This window comes from Azospirillum baldaniorum (assembly GCF_003119195.2).
Lineage (GTDB): Bacteria > Pseudomonadota > Alphaproteobacteria > Azospirillales > Azospirillaceae > Azospirillum > Azospirillum baldaniorum.
Window position 1 is genome coordinate 1,552,515 of sequence record NZ_CP022253.1, and the last position, 17,683, is coordinate 1,570,197.

Consider the following 17,683-nt stretch of genomic DNA (forward strand, 5'->3'; position numbering starts at 1 on the left):
AAAGTCAGCCGATGCCGAACGACATCCGAACGGGAAACCGTGCCAAGGCGCAGGAAGCGTCGCCGAAGGCCGCGTCGCCGTTGAGCGGCGGCATCGAGGCCATCGTCCACGCCAACCACGGTGATCCCTTCGCGATCCTGGGCATGCACCAGACCGGCAAGGACCAGCCCGTCGAGGTCCGCGCCTTCATCCCCGGCGCGGAAAAGCTGTGGGTGATCGACAGCGCGTCGGGCGACCCGGTGGGCGAGGCCGACAAGGTCCATGGCGAGGGCTTCTTCGTCGCCGTCCTGACCGACCGCAAGGAGCCCTTCCGCTACCGCCTGCGCGTCCAGTTCCCGCTGGCGACGGTGGAGTTCGAGGATGCCTACCGCTTCTGGTCGGTCCTGGGCGAACTTGACATCCATCTGCTGGCCGAGGGCACGCACCTCAAGAGCTTCGAGCGGCTGGGCGCCCACCCGCGGGAGATCGACGGGGTGGCCGGCGTGGCCTTCGCCGTCTGGGCGCCCAACGCCCGGCGGGTCAGCGTCGTCGGCGACTTTTGCGACTGGGACGGTCGCCGCCTGCCCATGCGCAAGCGGACGGAGGCCGGCGTGTGGGAGATATTCGTGCCCCACGCCACCGTCGGCCAGCGCTACAAGTTCGAGATCAAGGGGGCGGGCGGCGATCTGCTGCCGCTGAAGTCCGACCCCTACGCCTTCCAGGCCGAGTTCCGTCCCCAGACCGCCTCCGTCGTGCACGGCCTGCCATCCTACGACTGGCAGGACGCCGAGTGGCAGCGGACCCGCTCCGCCAGCGCCGACCTGACCGCTCCGATCTCCATCTACGAGGTCCATCTCGGCTCCTGGGCGCGGGTGCCGGAGGAAGGCGACCGCTTCCTCACCTACCGGGAACTGGCCGACCGGCTGGTGCCCTACGTGAAGGATCTGGGCTTCACCCACATCGAGCTGCTGCCGATCACCGAGCATCCCTTCGACGGCTCCTGGGGCTACCAGCCGATCGGCATGTACGCGCCGACCAGCCGCCACGGCACGCCGGAGGACTTCAAGTATTTCGTGGACGCCTGCCACGCGGCGGGGATCGGGTTGCTGCTCGACTGGGTCCCCGGCCATTTCCCGACCGATCCGCACGGGCTGGGCTGGTTCGACGGCACGCACCTCTACGAGCACGCCGATCCGCGCCAGGGCTATCACCAGGACTGGAACACGCTGATCTACAATTTCGGCCGGACGGAGGTGCAGAACTTCCTCCTCGGCAACGCGCTGTTCTGGCTGGAGCATTACCGGCTGGACGGGCTGCGGGTCGATGCCGTGGCCTCCATGCTCTACCTCGACTACAGCCGCAAGGCCGGCGAGTGGGTTCCGAACCGCTTCGGCGGGCGCGAGAACCTGGAATCCATCGCCTTCCTGAAGCGGATGAACGAACTGACCTACGGCCAGAACCAGGGCATCATGACGGTGGCCGAGGAATCCACGGCTTGGCCGGCGGTGTCGCGGCCCGTCTATCTCGGGGGCTTGGGCTTCGGCTACAAGTGGAACATGGGCTGGATGCACGACACGCTGGAGTATATGGCCAAGGACCCCATCCACCGCCGCTACCACCACCACCAGCTCACCTTCGGCCTGATCTACCAGTTCTCGGAAAACTTCGTCCTGCCGCTCAGCCACGACGAGGTGGTGCACGGCAAGGGCTCGCTCATCAACAAGATGCCGGGCGACGACTGGCAGAAGTTCGCCAACCTGCGCGCCTATTACGGCTTCATGTTCGCCCATCCCGGCAAGAAGCTGCTGTTCATGGGCGGCGAGTTCGGCCAGTGGCGCGAGTGGAGCGAGGCGCGCAGCCTGGACTGGCACCTGCTGGAGGAGCCGCTGCACCAGGGGCTTCACGCGCTGGTGCGCGACCTGAACGGCATGTACCGCGGCCTGAAGCCGCTGCACCAGACCGACTGCGACCCGGCGGGCTTCGAATGGATCGAGGCCAACGACAGCGACAACTCCGTCCTCGCCTTCCTGCGCAAGAGCGGGGAGGACCCGGAGCACCATGTGGTCGTGGTCTGCAACTTCACCCCGATGCCGCGGGACGGCTACCGCGTCGGCGTCACCCTGCCGGGCCGCTACGAGGAGGTGCTGAACACCGACGCCCCGGAATACGGCGGCAGCGGCGTCGGCAACGCCGGCGGTGTAGAGAGCGAGGAGACGGAGTGGCATGGCCGTCCGCATTCCATCACCCTGACCCTGCCGCCGCTGGGCACGCTGGTGCTGGAGCGCAAGGTGGGGTAGGGGCGCGCCATCTCTTCCCGATGGGCACTCTTGACGGGCGGTGCGTGCCTCCTCTTTATTGATTTGGTTATCCCGCACAGGCTCCGGGCGGACGAGCGTCCGGGGGAACGATCATGACGATGAGGAACCGGCCGCCGTCCGTCGAAGACGTGGTGCGCATCCTGCGCAGCCACAGTGCGGACCTGCGTCGGCGTGGTGTCCTGCATGCCGCGGTCTTCGGTTCGGTCGCGCGTGGCGAGGCCCGATCCGACAGCGATATTGACATCGTGATCGATCTGGACCCTGGGCGTCCCATGGGGCTGTTCGAGTACACGCGGGTGACGCTGGACATCGGTGACCTGTTCGACCGGCCGACGGATGTGGTGGTGCGGAAGAATCTGAAACCCGCCCTTCGGGACAGCGTGGCGGAGGAGGCGGTGCATGCCTTCTAGGTCGCCGCAGCGGCGGCTGGAGGACATCGTTCAGAACATCGATGCGATTGCCCGATTCGTTTCTGGAATGGGGTTCGAGGATTTTCTGGCCGATCAGAAGACCAGCTACGCCGTGCTGCGCGCTCTCGAAATCATTTCGGAAGCCTCTCGGCGCATCCCCGATGACGTCAGACAGCGCCATCCCGAAATCGATTGGCGGGCCATAGCCGGTGCCGGTAACATCTACCGGCACGATTACGACAACGTGGACGACGCTCTTACGTGGCACACCATTCAACACGAACTTTCGCCGCTGAGGGCTGTGGTCGTCGCGGAGTTGATGCGGATCGAAGGGAACCGGCCATGACGGTCCCACAAGACGGGATCGTCGTCTGATGGCCATCTCCACCGCCACGCGCACCGCCGTTTGGCCCGGCAAGCCCTATCCCCTCGGGGCGAACTGGGACGGGTTCGGTGTCAATTTCGCCCTGTTCTCCGCCCACGCCGAAAAGGTCGAGCTGTGCCTGTTCGACCAGACCGGCCAGCGCGAGGTCGAGCGGGTCGTCCTGCCGGAGCACACCGACGAGGTCTGGCACGGCTACCTTCCGGAGGCCCGGCCCGGCCTGCTCTACGGCTACCGGGTCCACGGCCCCTACGAGCCCGCGGCGGGGCACCGCTTCAACCCGAACAAGCTCCTGCTCGACCCCTACGCCAAGGCGCTGTTCGGGCCGTTCCGCTGGTCGGACGCCCATTACGGATACCGCGTCGGCTCGACGCGCGAGGATCTGTCCTTCGACCGGCGCGACAACGCGCGCGGCATGCCGAAGTGCCGGGTGGTGGACCGCGCCTTCACCTGGGGCCACGACCGTCACCCGGCGGTGCCCTGGTCGGACACGGTGATCTACGAGACGCATGTCGGCGGCTTCACCATGCGCCACCCGGAGGTGCCGGCCCCGCTGCGCGGCACCTTCGCCGGCATGTCCACCCACGCGGTGATCGACTATCTGAAGGCGCTGGGCATCACCTCGGTGGAGTTCCTGCCGGTGCAGTCCTTCGCCGACGACCGGCATCTGGTCGGGCAGGGCCTGCGCAACTACTGGGGCTACAACAGCGTCGGCTTCTTCGCGCCCGAGCCGCGCTACATGACCACCGGCGTGCTGTCGGAGTTCAAGACCATGGTCGCCCGCCTGCACGAGGCTGGGATCGAGGTCATTCTCGACGTGGTCTACAACCACACGGGTGAGGGCAACCATCTCGGCCCCACCCTGTCCTTCAAGGGCATCGACAACCTCAGCTACTACCGGCTGCTGCCCGACAATCCGCGCTTCTACATCAACGACACCGGCACCGGGAACACCCTGAATCTCAGCCACCCGCGCGTCCTCCAGATGGTCATGGACAGCCTGCGCTACTGGGTGACGGAGATGCACGTCGATGGCTTCCGCTTCGACCTCGCCACCGTGCTGGCGCGGGAGCCCTATGGCTTCGACCCCGGTTCGGGCTTCCTCGACGCCGTGCGGCAGGACCCGGCGCTGGCCGACGTCAAGCTGATCGCCGAGCCATGGGACGTCGGTCCCGGCGGCTATCAGGTCGGCAACTTCCCGCCGGGCTGGGCGGAGTGGAACGACCGCTACCGCGACACCGTGCGCCGCTACTGGCGCGGCGACGACGGCATGCTGCCGGAGCTGGCCGGGCGCATCGCCGGTTCGTCGGACCTGTTCGAGAAGCGCGGGCGGCGGCCCTGGTCGTCGGTGAATTTCGTCACGGCGCACGACGGCTTCACCCTGCACGACCTCGTCTCCTACAACGACAAGCACAACTGGGCCAACGGCGAGGACAACCGCGACGGCCATTCCGCCAACCATTCCTGGAACCACGGGGTGGAGGGGGAGACCGACGATCCGGCGATCCGCGAGGCCCGCGCCAAGCAGAAGCGCAACCTGCTGGCCACCCTGTTCCTGTCGCAGGGCACGCCGATGATGCTGGCCGGTGACGAGATTGGCCACAGCCAGAAGGGCAACAACAACGCCTATTGCCAGGACAACGAGACCTCCTGGCTGGACTGGGCGCGGCTGAAGGGCGAGGGCGGGCCGATGCTGGCCTTCGTCAAGCGGCTGATCGCCCTGCGCAAGGCCCATCCGGTGCTGCGCCGTCCGGTGTTCCTGCACGGCCGCCGGACCTCCGCGGATGGTTTGAAGGACATCGTCTGGTACACGCCGCAGGGGGTGGAGAAGTCGGCGGAGGATTGGCGCAACGGCCACGCGCGCTGCATCATGCTGCTGCTGAACGGCCATGCCGGAACCTACACCGGGGTGGATGGGGCGCCGCAGGACGACGGGGTGCTGCTGATCGTGCTGAACGCCCACACCGACACGGTCAACGTCACCCTGCCGGAGGTTCCCGACGCGCGGGGCTGGCGCAGCGTGCTCGACACCCGCGTGGCGGACGGGGCCGGCGACGGGCGGATGCAACTCGCCGGGCGGACGATGCCGGTGGACGGGCGGACGGCGCTGGTGTTCGTGCAGGTCGAATCGCCCGGTCGTTGATGCGGGTCAATAGGCGGTATTTTCCGCCTGTGCTAACGTCCTGGCCTGGGGTGGCCCTTCCACCTCCGGTTTCCGCGGAATCGACGCATGCCCGAATACGACTATTCCCTGGTTGATGCCGCCATCATCGACACGCAGTCCAACACCCAGCGCGTCCTGCGCGAGGTTCTGGCGCGGCTGGGGATGAAGCGGGCGGAAACCTACGGCTCGGTCCGGGACGCGGCGGACATGGCCGCGGCGGCCACCCCCGACCTGATCCTGCTGGACATCGACGGGGAGGAGGCGGAGGCGCTGCGCCTCATCCGCCGCCTGCGCAACGAGCCGGACACCCGCAACCCCTACGCCTGCATCGTCGCCACGACCTGGCAGCCGACGCCCCTTCTGGTCATGCGCGTCACCAACGCCGGGGCCGACGATCTGCTGGTGAAACCGGTCTCGCCCAAGCAGGTGCAGGAGCGGTTGGCCGCCCTGATCGAATCGCGCAAGAAGTTCGTGGTGACCGCCGACTACACCGGCCCCGACCGGCGCAAGTCGCCGCGCGAGGGCGCCCAGGTACCGCTGCTCGACGCGCCGAACACGCTGCGGCTGAAGGCGACCAACCGCTGGGCGCACATCAACGCCCGGCAGCTCATGGCCGAGGCCAACCATTTCGTCAACGAGCAGAAGCTGCTGCGCATCAGCGTGCAGGTCGCCTTCCTGATCGAGTTCGCCGCCATCGGCCTGACCGCCCGCCCGCCGGAGCGCATGGCGGTGGAGCATCTGGCCCGCGTCCCGGCTTTCCTCGACGACCTGCTGCGCCGCCTCGACGACCTGGGCGAGCCGGGGCCGGCGGAGTCCGTTGCCAAGTCCTTGAAGATGATGGCCGAGCGGCTGCGCCTTCAGGCCGAATCAGGCGCCGTCGCGGCGGAGGAGCTGGAGCGCGTCCGCGCGCTGGCCCGCGACCTGATGCAGGCGGTGGATGCGGCCCGCTCCCTGGAGGCTATGATGGGGGAGGTCGCTGCCGCTGTGACCGGCTACCGCACCCGCCTGGAGCAGATGGCCCAAGCCAAGGCGGAGGCGGCCAAGGCGGAGGCCGCGCGGGCCGCCACGGTCGCGCCCGTGGCGAATGGCGATGCGGCGAAAGAGGCGGTCGGGTCGTGATCCCGCAAATGGTGAGCCGCTGAAGAAGGCCGGATCATCCAGGGTTGCGGCGCGTTGTCACCCTTGCCCCGTCGCCGCGCGCGAAAGCGTTGCGGTCAATATGAAAATTCGAATGTTCGGGGCTGGACGGAATCGGCCCGACGCGCAATGCTCGCGCGCAGGCCGTTGCGGCCAGAATGACGCCACCAAGACGCCACGACCGACAAACGCGGGGACCCCTGAATGAGCGATCTCGACCGGCTTGCCGAACGGCTTGGCATCGAGCCCTTCTACCATGACATCTGGGGCAACCGGCGCGAGACCTCCGACGCGACGAAGCGGGCCTTGTCCGCCGCCATGGGCTATCCCGCCGGCACCGGCGAGGAACTGGCGGCGAGCCTGCACGCGGTGGAGGACCGGACGTGGCGGCGCATGCTGCCCCCCGTCCTGGTGATCGACGAGGGCGCACCGCTCAACCTCGCCCTGGCCGTCCCGGCCGGTCTGGAGGACGCCGAGCTGACCTGGACGCTGACCGAGGAGGGCGGGCTCGCCCACCGCGCGTCGCTGCGCGTCGGCAACCTGCCGCTGGCCGAGCAGCGCGTGCTCGACGGCGTGGCCTACGAGCGGCGGACGGTTTCGACCCGCCTGCCGCCGACCCTGCCGCTCGGCTATCACCGGCTGTCGGTGGTGATCCGTCCCCAGGGCGTGGGTGGTACGCTGGAGGGTGGCACGGTGCTGATCGTCGCCCCGCAGCGCTGCCTGACGGTGGAGGACGTGGTTCCCGGCGGGCGGACCTGGGGCATCGGCCTCCAGCTCTACGCGCTGAAGAGTGGTGACGACTGGGGCATCGGTGACTTCGACGACCTCGGGCGCTTCGCCGAGACGGCGGCGGGGCTCGGCGCCGGGCTGGTCGGGCTCAACCCGCTGCACGCGCTGTTCCCGGCCGACCCCAACCACATCGGCCCCTATTCGCCGAGCAGCCGGACCTTCCTCAACAGCCTCTACATCGACGTGGAGCGGGTGCCCGAACTGGCGGCCACGCCGCACGCGCAGGCCCTCATCGCGTCGGAGGAGTTCCGCCAGCGGCTGGCCGCCGCGCGGGCGATGGAACTGGTGGACTATCCCGCCGTCTCCGCCTTGAAGATGCCGGTGCTGGAGGCGCTGCACGCGACCTTCCGTGCGCTGGGCGAGAGCGACGCGCGGCGCGAGGCGTTCGAGACGTTCCGGCGCGAAATGGGCGAGCCGCTGCGCCGCCATGCCGTGTTCGAGGCGCTGCACGAGCATTTCTACCGCCGCGACCCGTCCCAATGGATGTGGCGGACGTGGCCGCCGGCCTTCCAGCACCCGGACAGCCCGGAGGTGCAGGCCTTCGCCGCCGAGCAGGCCGAGCGGGTGGATTTCTTCGAGTATCTGCAATGGGAGGCCGACCGCCAGCTGGGCACGGCGGCGGAGCGCGGACGACGGGCCGGGCTGCCCATCGGTTTCTACCGCGACCTCGCCGTGGCGGCGCATCCCGGCGGGGCGGCGGCCTGGGGCGAGTCGGACATTCTGGTGCAGGGGGCCAACGTCGGCGCGCCGCCGGACCAGTTCAACATGAAGGGGCAGAACTGGGGCCTCGCCCCGCTGTCGCCGGTGGGCTTGCGCGAATCGGCTTATGGCAGCTTCATCGCCATGCTGCGCGCCAACATGCGCCACGCCGGGGCGCTGCGCATCGACCATGTGATGGCGCTGCAGCACCTGTTCTGGATTCCGGCGGACGGCAGCGACGGCGCCTATGTCGAGTACCCGTTCGAGGACCTGTTGCGGATCATCGCGCTGGAAAGCCGCCGCAATGGCTGCATCGTCATCGGCGAGGATCTCGGCACCGTGCCGGAGGGCTTCCGCCCGGCGCTGGAGCGGGCCGGCATCCTCAGCTACCGCGTGCTCTATTTCGAGCGCAGCGCCGACGGCGGGTTCAAGGCGCCGGACGAGTATCCGGCCGGGGCGATGGTCACGGTGACCACCCACGACCTCGCCACCTTCAAGGGTTTCTGGACCAACCGCGACCTCGACTGGCGCGCCAAACTGGACCTCTATCCCGACGAAGCGGCGCGGAACAAGGACGTCTGGGACCGCGGCGTGGACCGCTGGTGGATGCTTCAGGCGCTGGAGCGGGAAGGGCTGCGCCCGGCCAGCTACCCGAACAACGAGGGCTCGCAACCCTTCTCGCGCGAGCTGATGGAAGCGGTTCACCGCTACCTGTCCCGCTCGCCGGGCCGCATCGCCATGGTGCAGATCGAGGATGCGCTGGGGGAGGTGGAGCAGCCGAACCTGCCGGGCACCGTGGACCAGCATCCCAACTGGCGCCGCCGCCTCGGCATGCCGGTGGAGGCGATGGCCGGGGACGAAGGGCTGCGCCGGCTGGCCGAGGCGGTCCGCAGCGAGCGGTCCTGAAGCCAGCCGAACCGGAAGCCGATTGCGATCCTGCGCTATTGGCTTACACTTGGCGGCAGTCGTCGGGCAAAAGAACAGCGCGCCGCGCGCGATTCCGCGTGGCCAATCAAGACGGAGGGGTAGATGAAAGGTGATCCGAAGGTTATCCGGCACCTCAACACGATTCTGACGAACGAGCTGACCGCCATCAACCAGTATTTCCTGCACGCCCGCATGTTGAAGAACTGGGGCCTGCACCGGCTGGCGGGCAAGGTCTACGAAGAATCCATCGGCGAGATGAAGCACGCCGACAAGCTGATCGAGCGTATCCTGTTCCTGGAAGGTCTTCCCAACCTTCAGGACCTGCACAAGCTGAAGATCGGCGAGGACCTGCCGGAGATGTTCACCGCCGACCTGGGCATCGAGAGCCACAACCGCGGCAACCTGCTGGAAGCCATCGCCGACTGCGACGCGGTGCGCGACTATCAAAGCCGCGAAATCTTCCGGGAGATCCTGGAGGACACCGAGGAGCACATCGACTGGCTGGAGACCCAGCTCGACCTGATCCAGCGCGTGGGCCTGACCGCCTACCAGCAGGAGCAGATCTACGGTGAGGATTCTTCGTCCTAAGCGATGGGGAACGGTCCGCCGCCTAGACGGACATTCCCGCCGACGTCCCGGCCGCATAGGCCGCGGCGTCGGCTTTGCGGTAGGCGGTGATGGCGGTGGACCAGGGTTCGATGTGCAGGCCGCTGCCCATGGCGTCCTGATGGATGCTCTGCGCGATGAAACCGGCGTTGGGCGTGGCGCTCAGGCGCGGCGACGCGCCGGTGACCGGTCGGTCGTCACTCTCCGCATCGTCCAACGCGAATTTCGAGGAGGAACCGGCTCGGCCGGCGCGATTGCCTTCCGCTCCGCCCAGTTCCGTCCGGTTTCCGCTTTTCAGCGCATCGTCGGTGGCCGAGACATCGTCGGACCGCCGGCGTTCCTGTTCCCCCGGCACGCGCCGGATGGGCTGCACCGCGATGGCTTCGCTGGCCAGCATCTGCCGAAGCCGACTCATCCCGGACAAGGATTGAGCGTTCGACGCCGATGATAGGGACAGGATGCTGGACACGGGGGGCAGGGCGGGTTGGGGTTGAGCCTCGACCCGCATGGTATCAGCGCAAACCTTCCCGATGCCTTAAAAAAATCGGTCAGGGGTCATAGCGCCGTAGTGGCTGTCCATCCGAAGGCGCCGGTGACGCGCTTCGAAGGGTTTAAGCCCCCTTGCGTCCACGGACGTTGCGGCGGACGACCGACTGCGCCTCCACGATCAGGTCGCTGCCGCCCAGGACGCGGGTGAACAGCGCCTTGACGGTTGCCCGGCCGTGCACCGTCAGCACGCCGCTGTTCGTATCGTCCTCGATCCTCAGCGCCGCGGTGTGGGCGCCCAGGAAGCTCTTGGAAAAGGCGTTGTCGAAGAAGGTGCGGATGTGGCCGTCGCGCTGGTCGTCGAACATCACCCGCCCGCCGGCCAGGGCCGCCGCGTCCACGGCCTGCGCCAAACGGGCCTGCACCGCGTAGCCGCGCACCGTCTCCAGGGTGTAGCCGGCGCCCACCGCCAGGGGGAGGCCGAGGGCGACGATCAACGCCAGCGCAAGCCTGCGCCCGGACCGCCGTTCCTGCCGATGCTGGAGCGCGTAAGGGTGGTAGACCATCACCATCGCCGGACCCAAAAAATGTGAAGGAGAACGCAAGATCAAATCTGCCGAATTTGCCTTAATGAGCGATTAACAGCGCTCGAATAAGTCTTTGAATGTTTAAAAGCGTGATAACGAGAGCGTGTGGTCGTTCGCGCTTTCTCTCATTATTATTTTGAGTTGCGCAAACCTTTTTGTCGTTATGGGAATAAAATGGTTCGAAATTCGTATTAAATCTTGTGGCCGCGCCAGCGTGTGGGAGCCGCCAGGGACGATAAGGATTTCGCGCTGCGCCGGAAGGGGAAAAAAGAAGGATCGGCCATGCGGCTGGGTGATGCGCCGAAGGGATGCGGGAATAAAGCCGTCCGCTCCAGCGTCCACGAGCAACCATCGTCTGAACAACAAGGCAGGGGAGGGCATCCATGGTCCGCACCATCTTTGGGGCTGGTATCGGCGCTGCGATTTCGGCGGCTGTTCTGTTGACGGCGGCACCGGCGTCGGCGCAGACGTCCGGAGGCTCCACGGGCATGAGCTTTTTCGTCACCAGCGTCGGATCGGGAAAGGGCGCCGACCTCGGTGGGCTGGAGGGCGCGGACCGTCACTGCCGGCAGTTGGCGCAGGCCGTCGGGGCGGGGAACCGCGACTGGAAGGCCTATCTGTCCACCCAGGCGGCCGACGGCCGACCCGCAGTGAACGCCCGCGACCGCATCGGCCCCGGCCCCTGGCAGAACGCCAAGGGGCAGGTGATCGCCCGCAGCGTGGAGGATCTGCACACCACCAACGGCCTGACCAAGCAGACCGGGCTGACCGAAACCGGTGAGACGGTCAAAGGCCGCGGCGACACCCCCAACACCCACGACATCCTGACCGGCAGCCAGCCGGACGGCACGGCCTTCGATGGTGCGGAGGACCGGACCTGCGGCAACTGGACCCGCAGCGGGACGGAGGGCGCCGCCATGGTCGGTCACCACGACCGCATGGGGCTCGGCGACGACCCCTCGGCCAAATCCTGGAACAGCTCGCACCTGACGCGGGGCGGTTGCAGCCAGGATGCCTTGAAGAGCACGGGCGGCGCGGGGCTGCTCTACTGCTTCGCGGCGGATTAGCAGGGCGGGAGCGGGAGGGCTGACCCGCCCGCTCCCTTTCCGCCGGCACCCGGGGGCGCTACAGTCGCGCCATTCGTACGGTGTGTGGAGGCGGCCCGATGCGGGGCGGGGCGTGGCGTTCGGCGGTGCTGGGCTTTGCGGTGGCGGGCATGGCGCTCGCCTTCCTGGGGGTGGAGATCGGGCGGCTGGCCATCGCCGATCCCGAGCGTTCCCTGCTGGACATGGGGGCGGTCGGGATCGGCGTGCTGGCGCTGTGGATGGCCTTTGCCCGGCTGAACCGCCATTTCCGCGATCTGGGCCGGCTGCGCGAGACCCTGTCTGCGTGGCGTGGACGCAGCGCCGCCTCCCTCGCCGCTGATGCGAAGGAGGACGAGGCCGGCGACCTCGCGCGGGCGGCGGCGGAGGCGCTGCGTCATGGCCGCCACGGCGAAAGCCGTCCGGGCGAACGGCTGGCCGGGGTGATCGCCGCGCTGGAGGAGCCGGTGGTGGTGCTCGACGATTTCGGGCGGATCGACACGCTGAATCCGGCGGCCTCCGCCCATCTTGGGCTGGCGGCCGGGGCCGACATCTACGACCACCTGTCGCGCCCCGAGCTGTTCCGCGCCATCGAGCGGGCGCGCGAGGACGGCCAGATGGTCTCCGCCCTGCTGCGCCGCGCCCAGGGGGGCGAGGTGCCGGTCCGCGTCAAGGATCTGGGGCTCCAGTCGGGGATCGCCCTGGTCTTCCCGGCGAAGGCGGGGGAGGCGCAGCCGCTGCTGTCCGGCGAGCGGAGGCTGCTGCGCCCCAACGCCCGTCCCGTCCATCTCGGCGACGAGGACCCGTTGCTGGCCCTGCCGATGGTCAGCCTGTGGGTGGCCACCGCCACCGGGCGGGCGGCGGAGGGGCCGGTCGTCGCCGTGGGGACGGTGCGGATGGTCGGGCCGCGCGTCTTCCGCAGCCTGTCGCTGGAGCTGTTCATCGATCCCGGCGCGCCGATCCCGGCGGAGGGCACTGCGACCCACGGCGTGACCGCGGCGATGGTGGAAGGCGCGCGCCCCTTCGCCGCGGCTTGGCTGGTGATCGCCGACGCCCTGCGCGGCTGCGCGGTGGTCGGCTGGGGGGTGGACACGGCGCTCGGCACGCTGGCCCGCGCCTGCCGCGACGCCGGCCTGCCGGAGCCGGAGGCGCCGCCGACGCTCGACCTCGCCCGGCTTGCCGCGGCGCTCGATCCGGCGCTGGAGGGGGCCTCGCTGGTGCAATTGGCCGCCGCCTTCGGCATCGCCACCGACCGCCGCCTGGGTCCCTTCGCCCCCGCCCTGGTCGAAGCGGAACTGGCCGCGGGTTTGCTGACGCGGCTGGAGCAGCTGGGGATCGCCACGCACGGACAGGCGCGCGCCTTCGCCGCCGGTCAGGCCGGCGCGCTGCCCGAGTGAATCCTGCCCGAGTGAATCCTGCCCGACTGACGCCTTACCGCCATTTCGGGCGCCGCCCGGCCTTCAGCGCCTGCACCGCCTGATCGAGCGTCTGCAGGAACTTCGACTTGTCCTGCTGGCTCATCGGCTTGTTGCCGCCGCTGACCACGCCCATGTCGCGCAGATCCTGCATCAGCGCGCGGGTGGCGATGGCCGAGCCGATGCTGTCCTCGGTGAAGGGGCGGCCGGTCGGGCCGATCACCACGGCGCGCTTCTTGACGCAGCGGTCGGCGAGCTGGATGTCGGCGGTCACCACGATGTCGGCCTCGGTCGCGTGCTCGGCGATCCAGTTGTCGGCGGCGTCGAACTCCGACCCGACGACGACCAGTTCCGACAGGCATTCGTTGGGCAGGCGGAGCGGGCCGTTGCTGACGATCCAGACCTTGATTCCGTTGCGCCCGGCCACTCGGTAAATTTCCGACTTTACCGGGCAGGCATCGGCATCCACATAAATCTCGACCACCCGGCTTCCCTCCTTCGCCGTTTCATGCCGCGTCCTTATGCGCTAAAACCCTGAGCGAGCGAAGTGGCGCCGCGGGTGGCGTCCTGGATTTTTCCTTTTTGTGCAGAAGGGTCGGAGCGGCGCATGGCGTCCTATCAATATGTCTATGTGATGAAGGGCCTGTCCAAGGTCTACCCCGGCGGCAAGAAGGTTCTGGACAACATCTGGCTGTCCTTCCTGCCCGGCGTGAAGATCGGCGTCCTCGGCGTCAACGGCGCCGGTAAGTCGACCCTGATGAAGATCATGGCCGGCCTGGACAAGGACTATTCGGGCGAGGCCTGGGCCGCGCAGGGCGCCAAGGTCGGCTACCTGTCGCAGGAGCCGCAGCTCGACCCGACGAAGACGGTGCAGGAGAACGTCCTGGAGGCCCTGGCCGAGACCAAGGGCCTGCTGGACCGCTTCAACGCCGTGTCCGAGGCGATGGGCGACCCGGACGCCGACTTCGACGCGCTGATGGCCGAGCAGGCCGAGCTTCAGGAGAAGATCGACGCCGCCGACGCCTGGGACATCGACCGCACGGTCGAGATCGCCATGGACGCGCTGCGCTGCCCGCCGGGCGATTCCGACGTGACCAAGCTGTCCGGCGGTGAGCGCCGCCGCGTCGCGCTGTGCAAGCTGCTCCTGGAAAAGCCCGACCTGCTGCTGCTCGACGAGCCGACCAACCATCTGGACGCCGAGTCCGTGGCGTGGCTGCAGAAGCACCTGGAGGACTACAAGGGCACCGTCGTCCTGGTTACCCACGACCGCTACTTCCTCGACAACGTGACCGGCTGGATCCTCGAACTCGACCGTGGGTCGGGCATTCCGTGGGAAGGCAACTACTCCTCCTGGCTGGAGCAGAAGCAGAAGCGCCTGGAGCAGGAAGGCCGCGCCGAGGAGGCCCGCCAGAAGCAGCTCGCCACCGAGCTGGAATGGATCCGGCAGTCCCCGCGCGCCCGTCAGGCCAAGAGCAAGGCCCGCATCTCCGCCTACGAGACCTTGCTGGCCGAGAGCGGCAAGGAAGCGACGGGCGAGGCCCGCATCGTCATCCCGACGCCGCCGCGCCTGGGCAACGTCGTCATCGAGGCCGAGAGCATCAACAAGGGCTTCGGCGACCGCCTGCTGATCGACGGCCTGTCCTTCCGCCTGCCGCCGGGCGGCATCGTCGGCGTGATCGGCCCGAACGGTGCCGGCAAGACCACCCTGTTCCGCATGATCACCGAGCAGGACGGGCCGGATGCCGGCACCTTCCGCGTCGGCGAGACGGTGAAGCTGGGCTATGTCGACCAGAGCCGCGATTCGCTGAACCCGAACAAGACCGTGTGGGAGGAAATCTCCGACGGGCTGGACATCATCGACCTCGGCAAGAAGTCGATGCCCAGCCGCGCCTACGTCTCGTCCTTCAACTTCCGCGGTCCGGACCAGCAGAAGAAGGTCGGCCAGCTCTCCGGCGGTGAGCGCAACCGCGTCCATCTCGCCAAGATGCTGAAGTCCGGCGCCAACGTCCTGCTGCTCGACGAACCGACCAACGATCTGGACGTCGACACGCTGCGGGCGCTGGAAGAGGCGTTGGAGAATTTCGCCGGCTGCGCCGTGGTCATCAGCCACGATCGCTGGTTCCTCGACCGCCTCGCCACCCACATCCTGGCCTTCGAGGGCGACAGCCATGTGGAGTGGTTCGAGGGCAACTTCGAAGCCTACGAAGCCGACAAGAAGCGCCGTCTGGGCGAGGATGCGGTGAACCCGCACCGCATCAAGTACAAGCCGCTGGTCCGTTCCTGAGCGGCGGCTCCGGCAGGCTCCCTCTCCCCATCCGGGAGGGGGAGCCTTCCTCCGTTACCCTTCCAGCTTCTGATGCTCCAGGAAGGCGGTCTTCAAGAGTTGCTTGAGATCGTCGCCATACTGGTGGAAGCGCACGGACACTTGGCCTTTCCCCGCGCCCTTGTGCACCACGACCATCCGCGCGGTGGCCATGATGTCGTTCCGCCCGGTGATGGACAGGCGGCCCTCGATCGTCTCGCCCTCCTCGAACAGATCGTCCGGAGCGTAGAAACTGACGCCGCCGATCGACCAGTTGCGGGAGGAATGGGCGCCGCGGTCGGTCTGGACGATCAGACAGGGATGGGCGTAGCGCTTCTGCGCCCGCCGTTCCTCCGGTGCCGGGGGCGGCGATGGCGCGGTGTCCACCGTCACCGTGACCCCCGTGCCGTCGAGCTTCGCGCCACCCAACTTGGCGGAACGCAGCACCGCGTCCTCCATCCGGGCGTCGCGCAGGTCGGCGCCGGTCAGGTTGGCGCCGTCGAAATTGGCGGGCCAGGGACGGTCGCCGGACAGGCGGGCGGGGCGGGCGTCGGCGCGGGCCAGGACGGCGCGGGACAGCCCGGCGCGGCGCAGGTTGGTGCCGTTCAGGCAGGCCTCCGTCAGGTCGGCCCCGATCATCTCGGTGTAGGAGAGGTCGGCCATCTCCAAGCTGGCCTTGCGCAGCCGCACACCCATCAGGCGGCAACGGCGCAGCCGTGCGGCGGCGAGCACACGGCCGGTCAGATCGGCCCCGATCACCGACACGAGATCGAGGTCGAGGTGCCGGCCCTCGGCGCCCTGACTGTTCACCCACCGCTCATGCTCGGCGACGGCCTCCAGGAAGACGCCCGACGGCATCGGCTTGTAGGCCGGCTTGACGATGGCGTTCTTGGGAAGGGAGGCCGGCAGGTAGTTGCGGTCGAGCGTCGCCTCGTCGATGGTCGTGCCGTCGAAGGTCACGCCGTCCAGCGTGGCACCCCAGAAATCGGCGCCGACCAGCACGGCGGCGGTCATGTCGGCGCCCGTCAGGTCGGCGTCGTTGAGATCGGCGCCGCTGAGGTCGCAGCCCGTGAAGTTCGCTCCGGCCAGGATGGAGCGCTCCATCTTGGCCTCGGTCAGGCGGGTGACGCCGTCGCTGCGCGGCTTGTCGTCCGTCCCGTTCATCAGCGATCCGGCGCGGAAGTCGGCGCCGCGCAGATTGGCGTCGGTCAGGATGGCGCGGTGCAGGTTGGCGCCGCGCAGATCCGCCCCGATCAGCGTCGAGGCGGTCAGGTTCGCCCCTTCCATGTCGGCACCGAACAGGTCGGCCTGCGAAAGGTCGGCTCGGACGAGGCGGGCGCCGACCAGATTGGCCCCGGCCAGCTTCGCCCCGTTCAGGTTTACCCGGTCGAGGTTGAGATTCGAAAGATCGCGGAAGCTGAGGTCGGCCCGCCGCCCGCCGCGGCGCGTCAGCCACGTCTGGTGGGCGAGGATGATCGCCTTGATCTCTTCGATCTCGTTTGGAGTCCGGTCGGCCATCGGATGGGGCGCCCGCTGCTGCAACACACAAGAGAGGCTTTGGGCGGGACCATACCCCTTCCGGCCGTGTTCGTCACGGAATCGCCGTTTGGACCATCATGAAAAAGAGCCCATGAAAAGCAGGCATGAAAAAGGGCCGCCCGAAGGCAGCCCTTGATATGTCCGGTCTTTCCGGGACGCGCGGAGCGAAGGATCAGCCGGCGCTGCCGACCTTCTGGCGCAGCGCCTGGAGCAGCCCTTCGACCCGACCGCCGTTCTGGCCGATGACGGAGGCGAATTCCTGGCGCTGGGTCACGCCCATGCTCACGCCCTCGACCACCACGTCGATGATCTTGTAGGCGGTGTCGCGCTTGCGCACGCGCCAGTCCACATTCACCGGCGGGCCGTTGGGACGGACGATCTGGGTGGTGACCATGGTGTCCGCTTCGCCTTCCACCCGCGACCCGGTGATGCGGAAGGTCTCGCCGGAATACTCGACGAAGCGGTCGGCGTAGGTGTTGACGATCAGCCGTTCGAACAGCTTCTGGTATTCGTCGTGCTGCTGCGGCGTGGCGGAGTTCCAGTAGCGGCCCAGCACCCAACGCCCGATGTAGGCCACGTCGAAGCCCTGATAGAGCAGGCCGCGGAAGCGCTGGACCGCCTGCTCGCGCGACAGGCTCTTGTTCGAGAAGGTGGCGACGGCCTCGTTCCCCAGCGATTGGATGAACGCGGTCGCGCCCGGATCAGCCGATTGCGCGGCGGCGGGACGGGCGGCCCAGCTGCTCACCGCGAGCAGGGCCGCGCACACGAGAAACAGGCGACGTGTCAGCATGGCAAGGCAAAAGTGGCTGCCGCGGGGGCTTTGTCAACACTCAATCGGCTAAAGGATCGAGCGCGGACGGT

The 17,683-nt window shown here is 68.1% G+C and carries 15 protein-coding genes; 10 read left to right on the forward strand and 5 right to left on the reverse strand.

Annotated features, from left to right (window positions below; genetic code table 11):
* Positions 1 to 11 precede the first annotated feature (11 nt).
* The 7 genes from glgB to bfr all read left to right on the forward strand — a co-directional run bounded on the left by glgB (position 12) and on the right by bfr (position 9,393).
* Entirely contained in the window at positions 12 to 2,276 is a 2,265-nt protein-coding gene (glgB, locus tag Sp245p_RS07290) for a 1,4-alpha-glucan branching protein GlgB (RefSeq protein ID WP_014240600.1), read from the forward strand.
* 113 nt (positions 2,277 to 2,389) lie between these two features.
* Positions 2,390 to 2,707 (forward strand): nucleotidyltransferase family protein, encoded by a 318-nt coding sequence (locus Sp245p_RS07295; protein WP_014240601.1) that lies wholly within the window; start codon positions 2,390 to 2,392, stop codon positions 2,705 to 2,707.
* Positions 2,697 to 3,053, forward strand: coding sequence for a HepT-like ribonuclease domain-containing protein (locus tag Sp245p_RS07300; RefSeq protein WP_038527390.1), 357 nt, complete (start codon positions 2,697 to 2,699; stop codon positions 3,051 to 3,053). Before Sp245p_RS07295 ends, Sp245p_RS07300 begins: the two co-directional genes overlap by 11 nt.
* 28 nt (positions 3,054 to 3,081) lie before the next feature.
* On the forward strand, positions 3,082 to 5,232 hold the full coding sequence (gene glgX, locus Sp245p_RS07305; RefSeq protein WP_014240603.1) for a glycogen debranching protein GlgX: 2,151 nt from the start codon (positions 3,082 to 3,084) through the stop codon (positions 5,230 to 5,232).
* 87 nt (positions 5,233 to 5,319) lie between these two features.
* A complete protein-coding gene (locus tag Sp245p_RS07310) occupies positions 5,320 to 6,372 on the forward strand; it encodes a response regulator (protein ID WP_014240604.1) in 1,053 nt (350 codons plus the stop codon).
* 222 nt (positions 6,373 to 6,594) lie between these two features.
* Entirely contained in the window at positions 6,595 to 8,784 is a 2,190-nt protein-coding gene (gene malQ, locus Sp245p_RS07315; RefSeq protein ID WP_014240605.1) for a 4-alpha-glucanotransferase, read from the forward strand.
* Positions 8,785 to 8,907: 123 nt separating this feature from the next.
* Entirely contained in the window at positions 8,908 to 9,393 is a 486-nt protein-coding gene (gene bfr / locus Sp245p_RS07320; protein WP_014240606.1) for a bacterioferritin, read from the forward strand.
* A 22-nt stretch (positions 9,394 to 9,415) separates the two neighbouring features.
* Here bfr and Sp245p_RS07325 read toward each other — a convergent pair whose 3' ends face one another.
* Entirely contained in the window at positions 9,416 to 9,880 is a 465-nt protein-coding gene (locus tag Sp245p_RS07325; protein ID WP_244439295.1) for a hypothetical protein, read from the reverse strand.
* 142 nt (positions 9,881 to 10,022) lie between these two features.
* Positions 10,023 to 10,463, reverse strand: coding sequence for a hypothetical protein (locus Sp245p_RS07330; protein ID WP_244439296.1), 441 nt, complete (start codon positions 10,461 to 10,463; stop codon positions 10,023 to 10,025).
* A 509-nt stretch (positions 10,464 to 10,972) separates the two neighbouring features.
* Between Sp245p_RS07330 and Sp245p_RS07335 the strand changes: the two genes are divergently transcribed.
* Both Sp245p_RS07335 and Sp245p_RS07340 read left to right on the forward strand, forming a co-directional pair.
* On the forward strand, positions 10,973 to 11,551 hold the full coding sequence (locus Sp245p_RS07335; RefSeq protein ID WP_198421064.1) for a hypothetical protein: 579 nt from the start codon (positions 10,973 to 10,975) through the stop codon (positions 11,549 to 11,551).
* A 98-nt stretch (positions 11,552 to 11,649) separates the two neighbouring features.
* Positions 11,650 to 12,963 carry an exonuclease domain-containing protein gene (locus Sp245p_RS07340; protein ID WP_014240612.1) on the forward strand — a complete coding sequence of 438 codons (1,314 nt, stop codon included), beginning with the start codon at positions 11,650 to 11,652 and terminating at the stop codon, positions 12,961 to 12,963.
* 34 nt (positions 12,964 to 12,997) lie between these two features.
* Here the strand turns inward: Sp245p_RS07340 and Sp245p_RS07345 are convergent, their stop codons facing one another.
* Positions 12,998 to 13,465: a YaiI/YqxD family protein gene (locus Sp245p_RS07345; protein WP_041811088.1), complete on the reverse strand. Its 468-nt coding sequence runs from the start codon at positions 13,463 to 13,465 to the stop codon at positions 12,998 to 13,000.
* 123 nt (positions 13,466 to 13,588) lie between these two features.
* Between Sp245p_RS07345 and ettA the strand changes: the two genes are divergently transcribed.
* Positions 13,589 to 15,265 carry an energy-dependent translational throttle protein EttA gene (gene ettA, locus Sp245p_RS07350; protein WP_014240614.1) on the forward strand — a complete coding sequence of 559 codons (1,677 nt, stop codon included), beginning with the start codon at positions 13,589 to 13,591 and terminating at the stop codon, positions 15,263 to 15,265.
* A 54-nt stretch (positions 15,266 to 15,319) separates the two neighbouring features.
* Here the strand turns inward: ettA and Sp245p_RS07355 are convergent, their stop codons facing one another.
* Complete coding sequence (locus Sp245p_RS07355; RefSeq protein WP_014240615.1) at positions 15,320 to 16,801, reverse strand: pentapeptide repeat-containing protein; 1,482 nt, start codon at positions 16,799 to 16,801, stop codon at positions 15,320 to 15,322.
* 193 nt (positions 16,802 to 16,994) lie between these two features.
* Positions 16,995 to 17,612: an MlaC/ttg2D family ABC transporter substrate-binding protein gene (locus Sp245p_RS07360; protein WP_014240616.1), complete on the reverse strand. Its 618-nt coding sequence runs from the start codon at positions 17,610 to 17,612 to the stop codon at positions 16,995 to 16,997.
* Between the last annotated feature and the right edge of the window lie 71 nt (positions 17,613 to 17,683).